The organism is Cryobacterium algoricola (assembly GCF_004402485.1).
GTDB classification, from domain to species: domain Bacteria; phylum Actinomycetota; class Actinomycetes; order Actinomycetales; family Microbacteriaceae; genus Cryobacterium; species Cryobacterium algoricola.
The window spans coordinates 1-20,182 of record NZ_SOFG01000007.1 but is presented as its reverse complement, the minus strand read 5'-3'; the positions used below and the strand labels follow the sequence as shown (position 1 = coordinate 20,182).

The following is a 20,182-nucleotide window of genomic DNA, read 5'->3' as shown; positions in this document are numbered from 1 at the left end:
GGCTCGGGGGAGCACACCATGGACGATCGCCAGACGGAATTCCTGGACACGGCTCGGCGGTTCATGGAGGAGCTGATCCTCGCGCCACGACCGACCCCGTCGTCCCGCACCCCGCTCGGCGAAGTGGTGGAGGAGTTCCTGCACGCCGACGTCACCACGCTCCCCCTCGTCACCGAAGACCTGCCCGCTCACCGCCTGGTCGATGCGGAGATCGCCCTCGACGAACTCGCCGCCGGGCCCGGTTCCCGGTTGCTCGGAGTCTCCGGCGGCCAGCAGCGGGAGCACTGCTCGTTCCAGGAGCTCATCTCCAGCCCCTTTCTCGCCTATGGGACGGCGCCCGTCGACTACATCACCGCGGCGACCGGCCCGGACACCGAACGTCGCGTCGTCTCCTTCGGCATCCGCCTGCTGACCGTGGACGGGCATCCGGTCGCCGTGCTGCAACGCGGCGCCCGCCCCGAGTTCAACCGCCAGAGCGCCCGGCTCGAGATCCTCGCCGTCGACGAGGCCGGCAGCGCGGCGTTCCTCTCCGCCCTCCGGCGCCTGATGCTCGAGCGCAGCGTGCTCCGCGGCCAGGTGCTGTCCTTCAGCGGCAACCAATACAACATGGGGGCCGCGGGCGCCGATTTCCTGCCGCGGCCCGAGGTCCCGGTCGAGGACGTGATCCTCCCGCCCGGCGTGCTCGACGAGATCCTGCGCCAGGTCGTCGGGATCGGGGCGCATCGCCGGGCCTTGCGGGCCTCCGGCCGGCACCTGAAGCGGGGCGTCCTGCTCTACGGCCCTCCCGGCACCGGAAAAACGCTCACGGTGCGACACCTCCTGAGCGCGACTCCCGGGGTGACCGCAGTCGTTCTCACGGGCAACAGCATCGTGTTCGTCACCCAGGCCGCTGAGCTCGCCCGGGCGATGCAGCCCGCCATCGTCGTGCTCGAGGACGTCGACCTCATCGCCGAGGACCGCTCCCTGGCGCAGGGCCCGCAGCCGTTGCTGTTCGCGATGCTCGATGCCCTCGACGGGCTCGACGGCGACGCCGACGTCGCCTTCGTGCTCACGACGAACCGGGTCGACGTGCTCGAACGCGCCCTCGCCGACCGCCCCGGCCGCGTCGACCTCGCCGTGGAGATCCCGCTGCCCGATGCGGATGCGCGACGTCAACTTTTCGAGCTCTACGCGCGCGGCCTGCCGCTCTCCCCCGGGGCGATCCACGCCGCCGCCGAGCGCGCCACTGGTGCGACGGGCGCCTTCGCCAAGGAACTCATGCGGCGCACCGTCCTGCTCGCCGCCGAGGCCGCCCGGCCACCCCGCGACGCGGATCTCGCCGAGGCCCTGGACGCGCTGGTCTCGGCCCGCGGCGCCCTCACCCGCCGTCTCCTCGGAGCGTCCCCCGAAACCGCCGCCCCGCAGGTCGGCGGCCCGCGCTAGCGTGGGCGTTCAGACGGAGGAGGGGCATGCTTTCGATCGAGCACGTTGACAAGCGGTTCGGCACCCGGCAGGTGCTCACCGATGTGAGCTTCGACATTGCCGACGGCCGCCTGACCGGGTTCGTCGGGGCGAACGGTGCGGGCAAGACCACGGCGATGCGGATCATCCTCGGCGTGCTCTCGTCCGACTCGGGCGTGGTCCGGCTCGATGGGGTCCCGCTCACCGCGGACGACCGCCGCCGCTTCGGCTACATGCCCGAGGAACGCGGGCTCTACCCCAAGATGAAGATCGGCGAGCAACTCGTCTACCTGGCCCGCCTGCACGGGCTGCCGCCGGCATCCGCCCGGCGCAACACCGCAGAGCTGCTCGAACGCCTCGGCCTCGGCGAGCGCAGTGGCGATCTCGTCGAATCGCTCTCCCTCGGCAACCAGCAGCGCGCGCAGATCGCGGCGGCCCTCGTGCACGACCCCGAGTTCCTCGTCCTCGACGAACCGTTCTCCGGGCTCGACCCGCTCGCGGTGGAGGTCGTGATGGGCGTGCTCGGCAGTTATGCCGCACGCGGCGTCCCTGTGCTGTTCTCGTCGCACCAGCTCGACATCGTCGAACGCCTCTGCGACGACCTCGTCATCATCGCCGGCGGCGAGATCCGCGCGAACGGCCCCCGCGACGAGCTTCGCGAACGGCACAGCAGCCCGCGCTTCGAGATCCGCACGGGTGACGACGTCGGCTGGGTCCGCACCGTCCCCGGCATCGACGTCCTCGAGGTGAACGGCGGTTTCGCGGTCTTCGAGGCCCAGACGGATGCCGCGAGCCAGCACGTCCTCCGCCTCGCCCTCGAGCGCGGCCCCGTCTCCGCGTTCAGCCAGCAACGCCCGAGCCTCGCCACCATCTTCAAGGAGGTCGTCCAGTGAGCGCCGCGAGCGGCAACGCCACCCCGACACGGTACCCGCGGCATCCCGCGCCCTCGCTCGGGCAGAGCGTCCGGCTCGTGGCGACCCGGGAGATCGTGGCCCGGCTCCGCAGCAAGGCCTTCCTGATCTCCACGGGCATCCTGCTGCTCGTCTCCATCGGGTCCGTCGTCGCCGGCGGCATCGCGAGCCAGAACCAGACCCTGCCCAAGGTCGCGGTGGTCGGGTCCGCCGCCGCGCAGATCGTGCGCCAGGCCGGCACGCTGACCGCCGTCGAGGCCGACGACGTCGCCGCCGCCGAGTCCCTCGTGCGCGCGGGCACGGTGACCGCCGCGATCGTGCCCGCGGAGTCGCAGGCCGGCTACCCGCTGCCCGTGCGGGTGATCGCCCTCTCCGGGACCCCGCTCGAGGTCGTCGGCGTCCTGAGCCTCCGGCCGGAGGTGACCCTCCTGGAACCGTCGAAACAGGGCGAGGGCCTCGTGTACCTCGTCGCGATCGGTTTCGGGCTCGTCTTCTTCATGTCGGCGATCACCTTCGGCTCCACAATCGCGCAGAGCGTCGTCGAGGAGAAGCAGACCCGCGTCGTCGAGATCCTGATGACGACCATCCCGGTGCGGGCGCTCCTCGCCGGCAAGGTCGTCGGCAACAGCGTCATGGCCTTCGGGCAGATCGTCGCGATCGGCCTGCTCGTCTCGATCGGCATGGCGGTCACCGGCCAGCACGTCCTGCTCGGCGACATCGGCCCGGCGCTCGTCTGGTTCGCGGTGTTCTTCGCGTTCGGGTTCGTTATGCTCGCCTCGCTGTTCGCGGCGACGGCGTCGATGGTGTCCCGGCAGGAGGACGTCGGCTCCGCGACGTCGCCGGTGCTCGTCCTCGTGATGATTCCGTATTTCCTGGTGATCCTGTTCAACGACAACCCCACCGTGCTCGCAATCATGTCCTACATTCCGTTCTCGGCACCCGTCGGAATGCCGATGCGGATCTTCCTCGGCACCGCCGCCTGGTGGGAACCGCTGCTCTCACTCGCGATCCTGCTCGCCTCGACCGCGCTCGTGATCCTGATCGGCTCCCGGATCTACGCGAATTCGCTGCTCCGGATGGGCGCACGGGTCACCTTCCGCGAGGCACTCCAGGGCTGAGCGGACGCGGCTGAACGGATGCTCGGGAGTCGCCCGGTCGGCACGACTCACAGTGGCGGCGGAGCCGGATGCGCAAGGATGGAGGGGTGACTCAACTCCATGACCTTTCCTCGCGCGGTTTCGCCTCGGACAACTACTCCGGGGTGCACCCCGAGATCCTCGAGGCGATCGGCAGGGCCAACGGCGCCCACCAGATCGCCTACGGCGAAGACGTCTACACCGAGCGACTGCAGGAGGTGTTCGCGCGGCACTTCGGCGAGGGCACAGAGGCCTTCCCCGTCTTCAATGGCACCGGCGCGAACGTCGTCGGCCTGCAGTCGATGCTGCCGCGCTGGGGCGCCGTCATCTGCGCATCGACCGCGCACATCAACTCGGATGAGGGCGGTGCCCCCGAGAAGGTCGCCGGCATCAAGCTCCTCACCGTCGATACCCCGGACGGCAAGCTCACCCCCGAGCTGATCGACCAGCAGGCCTGGGGGTGGGGGGACGAGCACCGCGCCCAGCCGCTCGTCGTCTCGATCACCCAGACCACCGAACTCGGCACCGCGTACAGCGTCGACGAGGTGCGGGCCATCGCCGACCACGCGCACGCGAACGGGATGACCCTGCACATGGACGGCGCCCGCCTCTCCAACGCGGCCGTGGCGCTCGGTGTCCCGTTCCGCGCGTTCACGCGCGACGCCGGCGTCGACGTGCTGAGCTTCGGCGGCACCAAGAACGGGATGATGTACGGCGAGTGCATCGTCGTGCTCAACCCCGAGGCATCCGCGGGCCTGGTCTACCTGCGCAAGCTCAACATGCAGCTCGCCTCGAAGATGCGATTCATCTCGGCTCAGCTGATCGCGCTGCTCGACGGCGACCTCTGGCTGCGCAACGCCGGCCACGCGAACGCCATGGCCACCAAGCTGCGCACCGCCCTCGACGCCGGCATCGCCGACGGCTCGATCGCGGGTGTCTCCTTCAGCCAGCCCACCCAGTCCAACGCGGTGTTCGCGGTGCTGCCGCCCGGCGTCGCCGACCGCCTGCGCGAGGCGTTCCGGTTCTACGACTGGAACCCGGCGACCGGCGAGGTGCGCTGGATGTGCGGTTTCGACACCGAGGAGACCGACATCGATGCCTTCGTCGCCGCGCTCACGGTCGAGCTCGGATCGGCTCACGCACTCGCGAGCGACCTGAACACGGCGCCGACCCCCGAACCGGCCGCACGATGAACGCCTTCGCCAACAAACCCTGGCTCGGCTCGTACGCCCCCGGGGTGCCGAACACCATCCCCGCCCCCTCCGAGACCCTCGTCGGCATGATCGAGGCCTCCTGCCGGCTCTACGCCGACGCGATCGCGCTCGACTTCTTCGGCGGCACCACGAGCTACACCCAACTCGGCGAGCAGATCTCCCGCGTCGCGAACGGGCTGATGCGCCTCGGCGTGAAGCCCGGCGACCGGGTCGCGCTCGTGCTGCCCAACTGCCCCCAGCACGTCGTCGCGTTCTACGCCGTGCTGCGCCTCGGCGCGATCGTCGTCGAGCACAACCCGCTCTACACCGAGCGCGAGCTGCGGCATCAGTTCGAGGACCACGGCGCCCGGGTCGCGATCGTCTGGGACAAGGTCTATGCGACCGTGCGGGACTTCCCCGCCGACCTGGGGGTCCGCACCGTGGTCGCCGTGGACCTCACGGATGCGATGCCGCTCGTCAAGCGCCTCGCCCTGCGGCTGCCGATCAAGCAGGCCAGGTCCTCGCGAGACGCACTCACCGTCTCCGCGCTGCCGAAGGACGCCGTCGAGTGGTCCTCCCTCGTGCGCGCACGCAAGCTCCGCCACAACCACCCGCGGCCGGCCCTCGGCGACACCGCCGTGCTGCAGTACACCAGCGGCACGACCGGCACCCCGAAGGGCGCGATCCTCACCCACTCCAACCTGAGGGCCAACGCACTCCAGGGCGAGGCGTGGGTACCTGGGCTCACCCCCGGCCAGGAGGTCTTCTACGCCGTCCTGCCGATGTTCCACGCCTACGGCCTCACCCTGTGCCTCACCTTCGCGATGGCGACCGGCGCCCGGCTCGTGCTGTTCCCCAAGTTCGACGAGAACCTGCTGCTGGATGCCGCGAAGCACACTCCGCCGACCTTCCTTCCCGCGGTCCCGCCGATCTACGACCGGCTGGTCACCGCTGCCGAGAAACGGAAGGTGAGCCTGCGCAGCATCCGCTTCTCGATCTCGGGCGCGATGAGCCTGCCCGTCTCGATCGTCGAACGCTGGGAGACCGCGACCGGCGGGCTGCTCGTCGAGGGCTACGGCATGACCGAGGCCTCGCCGATCGCCGTCGGAAACCCGATCGGCCCGAGCCGCCGCCCCGGCACCGTCGGGGTGCCGTTCCCGAGCACCGAGATCCGGGTCGTCGACCCGGCGGACCCGTCGATCGACCGCGGTGTCGAGGAAGAGGGCGAGCTGCTCGTGCGCGGCCCGCAGGTCTTCTCCGGGTACTGGGACCAGCCGAGTGAAACCGCCAAGGTCCTCCTCGAGGGCGGCTGGCTTCGCACCGGCGACATCGTGCGCGTCTCCGCCGACGGCTTCGTCACGATCGTCGACCGCATCAAGGAACTCATCATCACCGGCGGTTTCAACGTGTCACCGTCCGAGGTCGAGGCCGCTCTCCTCTCGCACCCCGACGTCGCCGACGCCGCGGTCGTGGGCCTCGCGAGCAAGAACGGCGGGGAGGACGTCGTTGCCGCGATCGTGCTCACCGACGGTGCCGCGCTCGACGTCGACGCCCTGCGCGCGTATTGCCGCACCCGCCTCTCGGCGTACAAGGTGCCCCGGCGCATCGTCGAGGTCGAGGAACTCCCCCGCTCGATGATGGGCAAGGTGCTCCGTCGCTCCGTGCGCGACGACCTCATCGCCGCCACCCCCAACTAGTCCCGCCCCCCCCGGCCCACCCCCCTCCGGCGAAAGCGGGTGAATCGTCGTTATCGCGCGCTGAAACCGACGATTCACCCGCTTTCGCGACGCATAGGGGGGCACACGGGGAGACGCGAGCGCACAGTATGCGTGCGCATGGAATAAGCGCGCGGCGTGCGCGTTTTAGATCGTGGGTCAGCGTTGCCCCGGACACCCACAGGCTCCAGACGAAAGACGGGCACATGACCCTCATCACCGACACCCTCAGCCGCGCCGCCGACACGACGTCGCCCATCCTCTCCGTGCTCTCCGAGCGTTGGAGCCCGCGCGGTTTCGACCCGACCGCGGTCATCGACGAGACCACCCTGACCACCATCCTCGAGGCCGCCCGCTGGGCCCCCTCCGCGAGCAACATCCAGCCGGCCCGCTTCATCGTCGCGCGCCGCGGCACCGCGAGCTTCGCCAAGGTGCACGAGGGCCTGATGGGCTTCAACAAGGCCTGGGCGGATTCCGCGTCGGTCCTGATCGTGAACATCGCGCACCTGCCGATCGACGAGACCCGCGAGAACCCGTGGGCGCGTTACGACCTCGGCCAGGCGGTCGCGCACCTCACCATCCAGGCCCAGGAAGAGGGCCTGTACACGCATCAGCTCGGCGGCATCGACGGTGCCGCGATCGCCGAATCCTTCGGACTCACGCCCGATCTGGCCGTCGTCTCGGTGACCGTCCTCGGCGTCCTCGGCGACGTCGACGCCCTCTCCCCCGAGCTCTACGCCCGCGAGATCGCCCCGCGCACCCGCAAGCCCCTCGCCGAGCTCCTGCTCGCCAACGACTAACCCGCCCCTCCCCCTCGCGAGAGCACGAAAAAGGCCCCTTCACGCGAAGTGAAGGGGCCCTTTTCGTACTCTCGCGGTCAGGAACGGCGCGAGCCGAGCCTGGCGCGGGCGGTTCAGGGGCGGAGGAGCACCTTGATCGCGCGGCGTTCGTCCATCGCGGCGTATGCCTCGGCGACGTCGGCGAGCGGCAGCTCCAGGTCGAAGACGCGACCCGGGTTGATCGACCCGGAGAGTACCTCGGGGAGCAGTTCCTCGATGTAGCCGCGCACGGATGCGACGCCGCCGTTGATCCCGACGTTGCGGCCGAAGAGGGGCTGCATCGCGATCGGGCCACCGGTGGGCACGCCGACGTAGCCGACCATTCCGCCGGGACGGGCAGACGCAACCGCCTGCTCCATCGATTCCTTGGTGCCGACGCACTCGAGCACGAAGTCCGCGCCGATGCCGTCGAACATCTCGCGGATCTTCGCGACACCCTCGGCGCCACGCTCCTCGACGATGTCGGTCGCGCCGAATTCGCGCGCGACGACCTGCCGCGAGGCGTGCCGGGACATGGCGACTATCCGCGAGGCGCCGAGGCGCTTCGCGGCGATGATCGCGCAGAGGCCCACGGCGCCGTCACCCACGACGACGACGGTGCTGCCCGCGGTCACTCCCGCAGAGACCGCGGCGTGGTGGCCGGTACCCATCACATCGGCGAGGGTCAGCAGGCCGGGGATCTGGGCATCCGTCGGCATGGCCGGCGTCGCGACGAGGGAACCGTCCGCGTGCGGAACGCGCACGCGCTCGCCCTGGGCGCCGTCGGCGAAGCCGCCGAGCCGGTCGTCGGCACCCCACCAGCCGCCGTGCAGGCACGAGGTGCTCACGCCGTTGCGGCAGTTGATGCAGGTGTTGTCGCAGTCGTAGAAGGGGGCGATGACGAAGTCGCCGACCTTGATCGTCGTTACGTCTGCGCCGATCTCCTCGACGACCCCGACGAACTCGTGGCCGATCCGGTGCGGCTCGGTGGTGGGCTGCACGCCGCGGTACGGCCACAGGTCGGAGCCGCACACGCAGGCTGCGACGACACGCACGATCGCGTCACCGCCGGTCGAGAGAATCGGGTCGGGTACTTCTTCGAGGCGGATGTCCCGCTCGCCATAAATCACAGTTGCACGCATGCTTCGAGCCTAGTTCCCGCCCTCGCGAGCACGCAGTCACCCGGCCTCCGTTCCGCTGACCGCGAAAGCGGGTGAATCGTCGGTTTCGGGACCCGAAAACGACGATTCACCCGCTCTCGCGGTGATACGGGCCGGCGCCCGAGGTGACCTAGAGGTCGGCCTCGTCGAGCGGATGCGCCGGCACGGGCGCCGCGGGCGCCGGCGTGACCGTGAGGGAGTCGCCGTCCGCCGCGAGGTCCACGAGCACGGTGTCGCCGTCGCGCACCTTGCCGGAGAGGATCGCAGTCGCGAGCCGGTCGTCGATCTCGGTCTGCATGAGGCGCCGCAGCGGACGGGCGCCGTACATCGGGTCGTAGCCGCGTTCGGAGAGCCAGGTGCGCGCCTTCGGGGTCACGGCGAGTTCGAGGCGGCGCTCCACGAGGCGCTTCTCGAGCCGGTCGATCATGAGCTCCACGATCTGGCCGAGGTCCTCCATCGACAGCGACTGGAAGACGACGATGTCGTCGAGCCGGTTGACGAACTCCGGCTTGAAGGTCTGCCGTACGAGCAGTTGCACGGCTTCCTCCTTCTGCTCGGTGCTGAGGGTGGGGTCGATCAGGAACGCCGAGCCGAGGTTCGAGGTCAGCACGAGGATGGTGTTGCGGAAGTCCACCGTGCGGCCCTGGCCGTCGGTGAGGCGCCCGTCATCGAGCACCTGCAGCAGCACGTCGAAGATCTCCGGATGCGCCTTCTCCACCTCGTCGAACAGGATCACCGAATACGGGCGCCGGCGCACCGCCTCGGTGAGCTGCCCACCCTGTTCGTAACCGATGTAGCCCGGAGGAGCACCGACCAGGCGGGACACCGAGAACTTCTCGCCGTACTCGCTCATGTCGATGCGGATCATGGCCTTCTCGTCGTCGAAGAGGAATTCGGCGAGCGCCTTGGCGAGCTCGGTCTTGCCCACGCCCGTCGGGCCGAGGAAGAGGAACGAGCCGGTCGGCCGGTCCGGGTCGGAGATGCCGGCCCGGCTGCGGCGCACGGCGTCGGCGACCGCGCGCACGGCGCGCTTCTGGCCGATCAGCCGGTGAGCGAGTTCGCCCTCGAGGTTCAGGAGCTTCTCGGTCTCGCCCTGGAGCAGGCGCCCGACGGGAATGCCCGTCCACATGGCGACGACCGCGGCGATGTCCTCCGCGGTGACCTGGTCGTTGACCATCCTGGGCCCGTCCGACTCCGCCTGCTCCGCCGCGGCGAGCTCGCGTTCCATCACGGGGATGTCGCCGTAGAGCAGCCGGGAGGCGCGTTCGAGGTTGCCCTCGCGCTGGGCGCGCTCCGATTCGCTCCGCGCGGTGTCGAGCCGGGTCTTGAGTTCGCCGACCCGGTTGAGCGAGGCGCGTTCCTTGTCCCAGCGCGCCTGCAGCCCCTTCAGGGTGTCCTCACGTTCGAGCAGGTCGGCCCGCAGCTTCTCGAGTCGCTGGCGGGAGGCGTCGTCCTTCTCCTTCTTGAGCGCGAGCTCCTCGAGCTTGAGCCGGTCGACGCTGCGTCGCAGCTCGTCGATCTCGACGGGTGCGGAGTCGATCTCCATCCGGAGCCGGCTCGCGGCCTCGTCGATCAGGTCGATGGCCTTGTCCGGCAGTTGCCGGGCGGTGATGTAGCGGTTCGAGAGCGAGGCGGCCGCGACGAGGGCGGCATCCGCGATCGACACCTTGTGGTGGGCTTCGTAGCGCTCCTTGAGGCCGCGCAGGATCGCGACGGTGTCCTCGACGCTCGGCTCGTCGACGAGCACGGGCTGGAAGCGCCGCTCGAGGGCGGCGTCCTTCTCGATGAACTCCCGGTATTCGTTGAGCGTCGTCGCGCCGATCAGGCGCAGCTCGCCGCGCGCGAGCATCGGCTTGAGCATGTTGGAGGCCGCGACCGAGCCCTCCCCGCCGCCCGCGCCCATCAGGGTGTGCAGTTCGTCGACGAAGGTGATGATCTGGCCCTCGGCGTCGTTGATCTCTTTGAGCACGGCCTTCAATCGCTCCTCGAACTCGCCGCGGTACTTCGCCCCAGCCACGAGGGCCGCGAGGTCGAGCGCCACGAGTTGCTTTCCCTTGAGCGAGTCGGCGACGTCGCCGGCCACGATCCGCTGGGCGAGGCCCTCGACCACGGCGGTCTTCCCGACGCCGGGTTCGCCGATCAGCACCGGATTGTTCTTGGTCCGGCGGGTGAGCACCTGGCTCACGCGACGGATCTCGGCGTCGCGCCCGATCACGGGGTCGAGCTTGCCGCTCTTCGCGATCTCGGTGAGGTTCACTCCGTACTTCTCGAGCGCAGATTTCGCTTCTTCCTGGGGCGGCTGCTGGCCTGCTTGCATGGGGAAGATCCTCTCTCTCGCGCGACCACCCGCCGACGGGTAAAGCTGAGTCGCCTCGACTCAAGTTTAGGGGATCTCGGCGGATGCCGCTAGCACTCACGATCGACGGTACCGGTGCCATAATGACCGCAAACGGCGCCGGGCAACAGCGCCGTCGACACGCACAGCCGATCACGAGGAGCCCCGATGACCTTCCATCCCCTCGACCCGCTGACGGCCGACGAGTTCACCGCGGCCGCAGGCATCCTCGCCCGCGAACGCGGCGTCGGACCGGGCTGGAGGTTCGCCTCGATCGAACTCGTCGAGCCGGGCCGGCACGCCAGGGCCGCCTTCGACGTCGCGGGGGCGGTCCCCGAGCGCCTCGCCCGGCTCGTCGTGCTGAACCGGGCCGAGAACAGCACCTGGGTGGCGGTCGTCTCCCTCAGCGCCGACGCCCTGCTGGACTGGAGCACGGTGCCCGGCGTGCAGGCCAACTTCACGGTCGACGAGTGGGACGAAGCGGATGCCGCTCTCCGCGCGCACCCGGAGGTGGTCGCGGCCCTCGCCCGCAGGGGCATCACCGATCTCGACACCGTCTTCATCGATACCTGGACCTACGGCGACGCCGTCATCCCCGAGCGGTTCCGGGGCCGGAGGATCGGCTGGTCCGACGTCTGGGTGCGCGCCGATGCGGGCGCCAACCCGTACGCCGGACCGGTGAGCGGCCTGCACTTCGTGATCGACGTCAACACGATGGAACTCCTCGACGTCGAGGACACGTTCGCGGTCGACCGGCCGGCCGTGATGGGCGAATACGTCCCGCACCTCATCCCGCCCCGCATCCGCGACCTCAGCCGGCGTCCGCCGCTCAAGCCGCTCGACATCGTGCAGCAGGAGGGGCCGAGCTTCACGGTCACCGGCCACCGGGTCGAGTGGCAGAACTGGTCGCTGCGGGTCGGCTTCAACTACCGGGAGGGCATGACCCTGCACGAGGTGAGCTACCGGGACGGCGAGCGGGTGCGCCCGATCGCCAATCGGCTCTCCTTCGCCGAGATGGTCGTGCCCTACCGGGATCCGAGCGTCGACCACTTCCGTCGCACGGCCTTCGACATCGGCGAGTGGGGCCTGGGCTTCATGACCACCTCCCTCGAACTGGGCTGCGACTGCCTCGGCGAGATCCGCTACCTCGACGCCGTCCTGCACAACAGCGCCGGCGAACCGTACGCGATCCCCAACGCCATCTGCATCCACGAAGAGGACAACGCGGTGCTCTGGAAGCACGTCGACCATAGCGGCGGATCGGAGGTGCGACGGATGCGGCGCCTCGTCGTCTCCTTCCACGTCACCGTCGCCAACTACGAATACCTCGTCTACTGGCGCTTCTACCAGGACGGCAACATGGAGTGCGAGGTACGTGCCACCGGGATCATGGTCGTCACGAGCCTCGCAGAGGGCCAGTCGCACCCGAGCGGCACCCTCGTGGACACGCGCACCTATGCGCCCTTCCACCAGCACTTCATCGTCGCGCGGATGGACCTCGACATCGACGGGCCCGAGAACACGGTGTTCCGCTCCGAGACCCGCGTCGAGCCGATCGACGACGCGAATCCGCTCGGCCTGGCCCTCACCCAGCAGAACACGCCCATCGAGACCGAGGGCTTCGACGACTACGACTGGACGACCCAGCGCAGCTGGAAGGTCGTGAACGAGACCGCGGTCAACGGGCTCGGCACCCCGGTGTCGTACAAGCTCGTTCCGGGCGGCGCCATCCCGGCGTTCTTCGACCCCGCCTCCCCGGTGTTCCAGCGCGCCCAGGTGATCGGACACACGGTGTGGGTCACGCCTACCGACGACCGGCAGCGCTGGCCCTGCGGTGAGTTCGTAAACCAGAGCGCGGTCGACCACGGCCTGCCCGAGTGGACCCGTGCCGGTCGAACGGTACGGAACACCGACATCGTGCTCTGGTACGTCTTCGGCATCCACCACATCACCCGCCAGGAGGAGTGGCCGATCATGCCGGCGGACACCGTGTCGTTCTGGCTCAAGCCGGTCGGCTTCTTCGACCGCAACCCCTCCCTCGACGTGCCGGCGAGTCACGCGGGACCCGCCCACGCCGACGGGCACGGGCATCACGACCAGCACTGAGCAGCCCTGAGCAGCAGCACAGGCCCCGAAGCGCACAGACCAGCACGACCGATATTTCACCGAGACCCCAGGGAGATCCAGAGTGACCAGGACAGCGAATTACGTCGTCGCCTACGAGGCAACCGATCGCGGCAATGATGCCATCGAGCTCGGAGTCGCCCTCGCGCGCCTGACCGGAGCCGAGTTGCGGATCTGCCTGGTGCTGCCGCACTCGACCGTCGCGCCCTCACGGCTGCGCGCCTCCGGCTCCGACTTCGAGGCGCTCCTCGAGCAGCAGGGCCTCGAATGGCTCGTCGGGGCCGCGGCGCGGGTGCCGGCGGGCATTGTGGCCACGACGCACCTGATCTGGGCGGATGCTGTCTCCGACGGTCTCCTGAGGGCCGTCACGGAATTCGACTCCGACCGGATCGTCGTCGGGGCCTCCCGGCACGGCATCCGCGGCCGCTACACGATCGGCAGCGTCGCCAACGCACTGCTGCACGCCTCGCCCGTTCCCGTCGCGCTCGCACCGCACGGGTACATCGCCCCGGCACAGCTCTCCCGGATCACCTGCGCGATCGGCACCCGGCCCGGCTGGTCGACGCTCCTCGATTCGCTCCTGGCGTTCACGGCGGGCCTCACCGTGGACGTGCGCTTCCTCACCCTCGTCGAGGTCGACTCCCGGCGCACCCAGCATGGCGAGTCGACACCCGCACTGGAGGCGGCCCGGACCGCAGAGAGCACGGCGCATCTGGAATCGGTGCTCGAGTACTTCACCACGCGGGCGCCTGCACCGGGCACCATCACGACCGAGGTCGCCGTCGGCGAAAACGTGGAGTCCGCCGTCGAGGCCATCGAGTGGCGTGCGGAGGAGGTCGCCTTCGTCGGTTCGAGCCGCCTCGCCCAGCCGACCACGATCTTCCTCGGCATCACCGCCCACCGCATGCTCAACGCCCTGCCCGTGCCGCTCATCGTCGTTCCCACCGGCGCGTCCGCCCGGCTGGCCCGCTGAGCCGCAGCCGCGGGGCCGTCATCGCCGACGAGTGCCCGCACACCGTGGGAGAATGGGGTTCGACCTTCTAAGGAACCCTCTTCCCCCTTATGGCTCACTCTCTCAGCTCACACGAGATCGCCCTCCTCGTTGGAAGCCAGGCCTTTTCGCGCGGTGAACGTTACGCGCGCAACGGCCACGTCCTCTCCGAGATCTGGGACGAGTCGGGGACCAGGCTCACCGGGAAGGTCCGCGGCACCGGACGCTCCCCGTACACGGTGACCATTTCGTTCATCCTGAATCCCGCCGGGGTCGCGGTGCGCGCGACCGGACTCTGCACCTGCCCGATGCGGAGCAACTGCAAGCATGTCGCCGCCCTCCTCGTCACGAGCCGGAACGGCGGGAACCCGGGGTCGATCGAGGTCGACGAGGCCGGCATCGACCGCTTCAGCCGGCGACCCGCGCCGCCGGCCCTGTACGCACTCCAGTCCCCCACACCCCCCGCAGCCCCGCCCGCGCCGTCCGTTCCGCGCTGGCGCAGCGCCCTCGGCGGCCTGCCGACGCCCGGGGCGACCTCCGCGCAGACCGGGACGGAACTCGCGCTGCAGTTCCAGGTGCTCGCCCCGGTCAACTCCCGGTTCCAGTCCGGCGGACGGCACCTGGCCGCCCGGCCGATGCTGCTCGGCAAGCAGGGCCGCTGGATTCGCGGCGCCCTGACCTGGGACAACATCGCCCAGACCGCGGGCACCGCCCAGCGCGCCCAACGGCGGGTGCTGTCCGCGCTCTACGCCCTGCATCTCGCCGGACGCCCGTACTACGGCTCGGCGACGCAGTGGATCCAGCTCGACGATTTCCCCGACCGCGCGCTCTGGGGCCTGCTCGAGGAGGCGACGGCCGCCGGCATCCCGCTCATCTCCACCTCGGGCGCCCAGGATCCCGTCCGCATCGCGGAGCGTCCGGCATCGCTCGAGCTCGACATCCGCCGCACGCCCGGCGGCCTCGCGCTCACCCCGACCGTCGTGCTCGACGAGCACCGGCTGCCCGGGGGCCGGTTCGGGTTCACGGGCGATCCCGCCCACGGCATCTACACCTGGCAGGACGCCCCCGCCGGGGACCCGACCGGGGGCCGCCTCACCCTCGCCCCGCTCGCGATCGAGGTCAGCAGGGAGCTGCGCACCCTCGCGCTGAGCAGCCAGTCCATCGACGTGCCCACCGACGACGAGCCGGCCTTCCTCGCCGAGTTCTACCCCTATCTCCGCGACCGGGCGCGCGTCACGAGCCGCGACGCCTCGTTCGAGCTGCCCGAGACCCCCCGGCCCGCGCTCACGCTCACGATCGGCCACCAGACGGATGCCCGGATCGCCCTGAACTGGGCGTGGCGCTACCAGGCCGGTCCGTCTACCGCCGGTGCCTCCGCCAGCACAACGGGGACTCCCGCCGAGGCCCCTGGCGGCGCCTACGACCTCGAGCTGAGGCCCGTTCCCGGCGAGCACCGCTACCGCGACGCCGCCGCTGAGGCCCGGATCCTCCGCGGCGTCGACGACCTGCTCGCCCCCCTCACCGAGCTCGCGCCGAGACGCGGCGGCGTGCCGCGGCTGTCCGCGCACTCCGAACTCGGCGGCGCCGGCATGATCCACTTCCTGGAGCAGGTCCTGCCGCGGCTCGACGAACTCCCCGACGTCCTCGTCGTCCAGAGCGGCGACGTGATCGACTACCGCCCGGCGGACACCGCCCCGGTGATCAGCGTCGGGACGAGCGAACGCCTCGACGACCGGGACTGGTTCAACCTCGCGGTCTCCGTGTCGATCGACGGCGAGGACGTGCCCTTCGACGTGCTGTTCCGGGCCCTCGCCACGGGCCAGGACATCCTCATCCTGCCGAGCGGCACCTACTTCAGTCTCGACCGGCCCGAACTGCACACCTTGCGCCGCCTGATCGAGGAAGCCCGCAGCCTGCAGGAACCATCCGCGACCTCACTCGGCATCAGCCCGTTCCAGGCTGATCTCTGGGAAGAGCTGCAGGAACTCGGCGTCGTCACGAGCCAGGCCGCCGGCTGGCGGGACATCGTCGCCGGGCTCACCGATGTCGAACGGGTGCCGACGCTCCCCGTGCCGGACGGCGTGCACGCGACCCTCCGCAGCTATCAGCAGTCCGGCTTCGAGTGGCTCGGCTTCCTCCACGACCACCGGCTCGGCGGCATCCTCGCCGACGACATGGGTCTCGGCAAGACCCTGCAGGCGATCGCCCTGATCAGCCGCACGGTGGCCGGACGCGACAGCGACGCACCCGCAGACCCGTTCCTCGTCGTCGCGCCCACGAGCGTCGTCTCGAACTGGGCCGCCGAATGCGCCAGGTTCGCGCCGGACCTGCGCGTCGCCTCCGTCACCGAGACCTCACGCAAACGGGCGACGAGCATCGCGGCACTGCACGCCGGAGCGGATGTCGTGATCACCTCATACACGTTGTTCCGCCTCGACTTCGACGAGTACAACGCCGTCCCCTGGGCCGGTCTCCTGCTCGATGAGGCCCAGTTCGTGAAGAACCGCGTGTCCCGGGCCTACCAGTGCGCCCGGCGCCTGGACACGCCGTTCAAGCTCGCGATCACCGGCACCCCGCTCGAGAACAACCTGATGGAGTTCTGGTCGCTGCTGTCGATCACCGCGCCCGGTCTGTTCCCGAGCCCGACGCGCTTCGCCGACTTCTACCAGAAACCCATCGAGCGGGACGCGAACGACGAGCGGCTCGCCCAGCTCCGCCGCCGCATCCGCCCGTTCATGCTGCGCCGCACCAAGGAGGAGGTCGCCGGTGACCTGCCGAGCAAGCAGGAACAGGTGCTCGAGCTCACGCTCAACCACCGGCACCGGGCCGTCTACGACACCCACCTGCAGCGGGAACGCCAGAAGGTACTCGGCCTGATCGAGAACCTGAACGCGAACCGGTTCGAGATCTTCCGGTCGCTCACGATGCTCCGCCAGCTGAGCCTCGATGCGGGGCTGTACGACGCCAAGTACGACGGGATCCCCTCGACCAAGCTCGACGCCCTCCTCGAACTGCTCGAAGACATCGTCGCCGGCGGGCACCGCACGCTCATCTTCAGCCAGTTCACCCAGTACCTCGGCCGGGCCCGCGCCCGGCTCGACGCCGCGGGAATCAGCTATTCGTACCTCGATGGCAAAACCCGCAATCGCGCGGCGGTGATCGACGAGTTCAAGACCGGCGACAACGCGGTGTTCCTGATCAGCCTCAAGGCGGGCGGATTCGGGCTCAACCTCACCGAGGCCGACTACGCGATCCTGCTCGACCCGTGGTGGAATCCCGCCACCGAGGCGCAGGCCGTCGACCGGATGCACCGGATCGGCCAGACCAAGAACGTCTTCGTGTACCGGCTCGTCGCCAAGAACACGATCGAGGAAAAGGTCATGGCGCTCAAGACCACCAAGGCCCGCCTCTTCGACAGCGTGCTCTCCGCCGACGGCGCCAGGGGAACCGCGCTCACGGCCGCGGACATCCGCGAACTGCTCGCCTGACCGCCATCAGGCTGTGAGCTCTCTCAGCAGGAAGGGCCGGTAACCGGGCAGAACTGTCTTGCAACCCAGCGGACAAACCTATAATTTGGATGAAGTCTGCCCTCCCGGGCTTTTGGCCGTCTGCAGAGGTGAGTGAAATGTCCTACATTCTTGACCAGGTCGACCACCGGGTCCGACGCGTCCTCACGCCCGCACGGCGCCTGTGGCTGGAAACCCCGCGCACCCTCGTGATCGGCTTCATCGCCATCCACGTCGTCTTCCTGCTCGCCCTGCTTCCCGCGATCCTGACCGGCAATGTGCTCGGCGACCTGCCCCTGTACCGCACCTGGGCCCAGCAGGGCCTCGTGCACCACGTCTGGATGGGCATCAACGTCGAGTGGGTCTACCCGATCGGCGCCCTGTTCCCGATCGTGGTCGCCGGCCTCGGCGGCCCGCTGCTGTACCAGCTGATGTGGTTCCTGATGACGGCCGCGCTGAACGCCTTCGCCGTCGTCGTGCTGACGGATGCCGGCCGCAAGATCAGCGGCTACCGTTCCGCCTGGTTCTTCCTGGTGATCAGCTTCGTGCTCAGCCCCGTCGGACTCCTCAGGCTCGAGGGTCTCACCGCCCCGCTCGTGATCATGGGCCTCGTGCTGCTCGCGCGCCGCCCGGTCGTCGCGGCAGCCCTGCTCACCATCGCCACGTGGGTAAAGGTCTGGCCCGCCGCCGTCGTCGTCGCGGTCGTCGTCGCCTCCCGGCGTCGCATCACCGTGATCCTCACGGGCATCGCCGTCACCGCGGGCATCGTCGGCACGGTGTTCGCCCTCGGCGGCCTCAAGTACATCACCGGATTCGTCACGATGCAGTCCGACCGGGCCATGCAGCTCGAAGCGCCGATCACGACCCCTTGGGTCTGGCTCGCCGCCCTCGGCCACCCGAACACCTTCATCTACCAGAACTACGCGATCGCCACCCGCGAGGTCAGCGGCCCCGGCACCACGCTCGTCGCTTCCCTGATGAACCCGCTGATGTTCATCGCGATGGGGGCGATCGTGACGCTCATGCTGGTCGCGTTGCGCCGTCACCACGACGTCTCGCAGCTCCTGCTGGTCGGGTCCCTTGCCCTCGTCGGAGCCTTCATCATCTTCAACAAGGTCGGGTCCCCGCAGTACATGCTGTGGCTCGCACCCGTCGTCGTCGTCGGGGTCAGCCAGAGCTGGCACGCGTGGCGTGCGCCGGCGTACATGATGGTCGCCATCGGCATTCTGACCACCCTGATCTTCCCGGTCTTCTACATGCCGCTCATCAACGGCGACCTGTCGGCTCTCGTGCTGCTCACCGCGCGTAACGGCCTGCTGATCGTGATGTTCGGCTGGTCGCTTGTCGCTCTGTGGCGCATGGTCGTGGCTCCCGTCACCTCGCCCGCCCTGCTGTCTCGCCGCCAGGCCGCGAGCGACGCGCGCACCTTCGCCGCGTAGTCCGGTCCACGCAGGTCGCCATCGGGTGATTCTGCGTTGTCTCCCCAGCCGGGGGACAATGGAGGGGTGACTTCACCAACGACCTTCGCCCTCATCCGCCACGGCCAGACCGACTGGAATGCCGCTATGCGGATTCAGGGCCTGTCGGACGTCCCCCTCAACGACACCGGGCGTGACCAGGCCGCCGAGGCGGTGGGGCACCTGGCCCGGTACGAGTGGGACTTCGTCGTCTCCTCGACCCTGTCCCGCGCGGCAGAGACCGCTGACCTCATTGCGGACGGCCTCGGCCTCACGGTGACCCGGCGCATCCCCGAGCTCGTCGAGCGCAACTACGGCCCCGCGGAGGGCCTGAGCGCCGGCTCCGAGCTCGACGCACTGCGCATCGACGGGGGCCCGACCGGCAACGGCGGCTTCATCGGCGCAGAGCCCGAGGCGGATGTCGCCTCCCGCGGCCTCCACGCACTGCGTGAGCTCGCGGCGGCGCACCCGGGGGCCCGCATCATCGTCGTCTCCCACGGCACCCTGATCCGCCTGACACTGATGAGCGCCCTGGGCAAGTTCGTCGGCACCATCACCAACGCGGCCCTGACCGTAGCCAGCGTCGATGACGACGGCTGGACCCTCCAGGCACTCAACGGCGAGGTCCTGACTCCCGTAGACGACCTCGACAACGACCTCGATCCCCTGGACGCTGTCCCCGCCCGTTAGCCGGCTCCTGCGGTTACCTTTCCGGTCGAGAGTTACCCATACGAGGGCAACTCTCGACCGGAGAGGCAACTCTCGGAGGAACGTGTGAGAGGGCACCTCCTTCGCGGACAGTGACGGTCGATCGCACTAGTGTCATGGCATGGTTGTGACCCGTCCTACGCGCGCACGTGACTACGCGCGTCTTCTTGAGTGGGTGCCCGATGCGCCTGCGTTGTATCTGTTTGCCGGTCCGAGCGTGACGTGGCCGCCGACCGCAGCGCAATTCGAGGAGATCTCCCGAAGACCGGGGCTGAGCGCCTGGATGGTGGCTCATGACGAATATCCGGCCGCCTGGGGACATTTCGATCTCACGGTGGGCGGCGCTTCAGCCCGCCTGGGACGAGTCATTGTCGACCCCCGGTACCGCGGGCAGGGCCTGGGGCGCATACTCACCCGGGCAGTCATCGAAAAGGCTCGCGAACTCGGAGTTGACGAAGTCCGCCTGGCCGTCGTCGCGGACAATGAGCCTGCGGTGAGGGCCTACCGTCGAGCTGGGTTCACAGAATTCGTAGATCCCGAGCGCCCCCAGTTCACGGCGATGACGTATCGACTCCTCGAACGCCAGTGAGGGTTAAAGCAGAAAAGCCACCCCGTGGGGTGGCTTTTCTGGTGTTTCTAAGTTAAGTCCGGCGGTGTCCTACTCTCCCACAGGGTCCCCCCTGCAGTA

At 69.4% G+C, this 20,182-nt stretch carries 14 protein-coding genes; 12 read left to right on the top strand and 2 right to left on the bottom strand.

Annotated elements, in window-relative coordinates:
- The first annotated feature begins 18 nt into the window (after positions 1-18).
- The 6 genes from E3O44_RS04855 to E3O44_RS04830 all read left to right on the top strand — a co-directional run bounded on the left by E3O44_RS04855 (position 19) and on the right by E3O44_RS04830 (position 7,195).
- Positions 19-1,422, top strand: coding sequence for an AAA family ATPase (locus tag E3O44_RS04855; protein WP_134533115.1), 1,404 nt, complete (start codon positions 19-21; stop codon positions 1,420-1,422).
- A gap of 26 nt (positions 1,423-1,448) precedes the next feature.
- Positions 1,449-2,333 (top strand): ABC transporter ATP-binding protein, encoded by an 885-nt coding sequence (locus tag E3O44_RS04850; RefSeq protein WP_134533113.1) that lies wholly within the window; start codon positions 1,449-1,451, stop codon positions 2,331-2,333.
- Positions 2,330-3,469, top strand: a complete 1,140-nt coding sequence (locus E3O44_RS04845) for an ABC transporter permease (protein ID WP_134533111.1) — start codon at positions 2,330-2,332, stop codon at positions 3,467-3,469. Before E3O44_RS04850 ends, E3O44_RS04845 begins: the two co-directional genes overlap by 4 nt.
- A gap of 86 nt (positions 3,470-3,555) precedes the next feature.
- Complete coding sequence (locus tag E3O44_RS04840) at positions 3,556-4,680, top strand: threonine aldolase family protein (protein WP_174775039.1); 1,125 nt, start codon at positions 3,556-3,558, stop codon at positions 4,678-4,680.
- A complete protein-coding gene (locus E3O44_RS04835; RefSeq protein WP_134533106.1) occupies positions 4,677-6,377 on the top strand; it encodes a long-chain-fatty-acid--CoA ligase in 1,701 nt (566 codons plus the stop codon). Before E3O44_RS04840 ends, E3O44_RS04835 begins: the two co-directional genes overlap by 4 nt.
- A 224-nt stretch (positions 6,378-6,601) precedes the next feature.
- On the top strand, positions 6,602-7,195 hold the full coding sequence (locus tag E3O44_RS04830; RefSeq protein ID WP_134533104.1) for a nitroreductase family protein: 594 nt from the start codon (positions 6,602-6,604) through the stop codon (positions 7,193-7,195).
- A gap of 113 nt (positions 7,196-7,308) precedes the next feature.
- On the opposite strand, the gene E3O44_RS04825 is transcribed toward E3O44_RS04830, so the two are convergent.
- Positions 7,309-8,355: a zinc-dependent alcohol dehydrogenase family protein gene (locus E3O44_RS04825; RefSeq protein ID WP_134533102.1), complete on the bottom strand. Its 1,047-nt coding sequence runs from the start codon at positions 8,353-8,355 to the stop codon at positions 7,309-7,311.
- 148 nt (positions 8,356-8,503) lie between these two features.
- A complete protein-coding gene (locus tag E3O44_RS04820; RefSeq protein WP_134533100.1) occupies positions 8,504-10,690 on the bottom strand; it encodes an ATP-dependent Clp protease ATP-binding subunit in 2,187 nt (728 codons plus the stop codon).
- Positions 10,691-10,876: 186 nt separating this feature from the next.
- Between E3O44_RS04820 and E3O44_RS04815 the strand changes: the two genes are divergently transcribed.
- From E3O44_RS04815 to E3O44_RS04790, 6 genes are all read left to right on the top strand, one after another.
- Positions 10,877-12,814 (top strand): primary-amine oxidase, encoded by a 1,938-nt coding sequence (locus E3O44_RS04815; protein WP_134533098.1) that lies wholly within the window; start codon positions 10,877-10,879, stop codon positions 12,812-12,814.
- Between the two features lie 82 nt (positions 12,815-12,896).
- Positions 12,897-13,805 carry a universal stress protein gene (locus tag E3O44_RS04810; protein WP_134533096.1) on the top strand — a complete coding sequence of 303 codons (909 nt, stop codon included), beginning with the start codon at positions 12,897-12,899 and terminating at the stop codon, positions 13,803-13,805.
- 89 nt (positions 13,806-13,894) lie between these two features.
- On the top strand, positions 13,895-17,311 hold the full coding sequence (locus E3O44_RS04805; protein WP_134533094.1) for a DEAD/DEAH box helicase: 3,417 nt from the start codon (positions 13,895-13,897) through the stop codon (positions 17,309-17,311).
- Positions 17,312-17,448: 137 nt separating this feature from the next.
- Positions 17,449-18,768, top strand: coding sequence for a glycosyltransferase 87 family protein (locus tag E3O44_RS04800; protein ID WP_166792546.1), 1,320 nt, complete (start codon positions 17,449-17,451; stop codon positions 18,766-18,768).
- Between the two features lie 66 nt (positions 18,769-18,834).
- Positions 18,835-19,476 carry a histidine phosphatase family protein gene (locus E3O44_RS04795; RefSeq protein ID WP_241976066.1) on the top strand — a complete coding sequence of 214 codons (642 nt, stop codon included), beginning with the start codon at positions 18,835-18,837 and terminating at the stop codon, positions 19,474-19,476.
- Between the two features lie 139 nt (positions 19,477-19,615).
- On the top strand, positions 19,616-20,083 hold the full coding sequence (locus E3O44_RS04790; protein WP_134533090.1) for a GNAT family N-acetyltransferase: 468 nt from the start codon (positions 19,616-19,618) through the stop codon (positions 20,081-20,083).
- Positions 20,084-20,182: the final 99 nt, after the last annotated feature.

Excerpts from the sequence above, each read along its gene's own strand:
- E3O44_RS04855 (WP_134533115.1), top strand. The coding sequence starts at position 19 with ATGGACGATCGCCAGACGGAATTCCTGGACACGGCTCGGCGGTTCATG.
- E3O44_RS04850 (WP_134533113.1), top strand. The coding sequence starts at position 1,449 with ATGCTTTCGATCGAGCACGTTGACAAGCGGTTCGGCACCCGGCAGGTG.
- E3O44_RS04835 (WP_134533106.1), top strand. The coding sequence starts at position 4,677 with ATGAACGCCTTCGCCAACAAACCCTGGCTCGGCTCGTACGCCCCCGGG.
- E3O44_RS04830 (WP_134533104.1), top strand. The coding sequence starts at position 6,602 with ATGACCCTCATCACCGACACCCTCAGCCGCGCCGCCGACACGACGTCG.
- E3O44_RS04825 (WP_134533102.1), bottom strand. The coding sequence starts at position 8,355 with ATGCGTGCAACTGTGATTTATGGCGAGCGGGACATCCGCCTCGAAGAA.
- E3O44_RS04820 (WP_134533100.1), bottom strand. The coding sequence starts at position 10,690 with ATGCAAGCAGGCCAGCAGCCGCCCCAGGAAGAAGCGAAATCTGCGCTC.
- E3O44_RS04815 (WP_134533098.1), top strand. The coding sequence starts at position 10,877 with ATGACCTTCCATCCCCTCGACCCGCTGACGGCCGACGAGTTCACCGCG.
- E3O44_RS04805 (WP_134533094.1), top strand. The coding sequence starts at position 13,895 with ATGGCTCACTCTCTCAGCTCACACGAGATCGCCCTCCTCGTTGGAAGC.
- E3O44_RS04800 (WP_166792546.1), top strand. The coding sequence starts at position 17,449 with ATGTCCTACATTCTTGACCAGGTCGACCACCGGGTCCGACGCGTCCTC.
- E3O44_RS04790 (WP_134533090.1), top strand. The coding sequence starts at position 19,616 with ATGGTTGTGACCCGTCCTACGCGCGCACGTGACTACGCGCGTCTTCTT.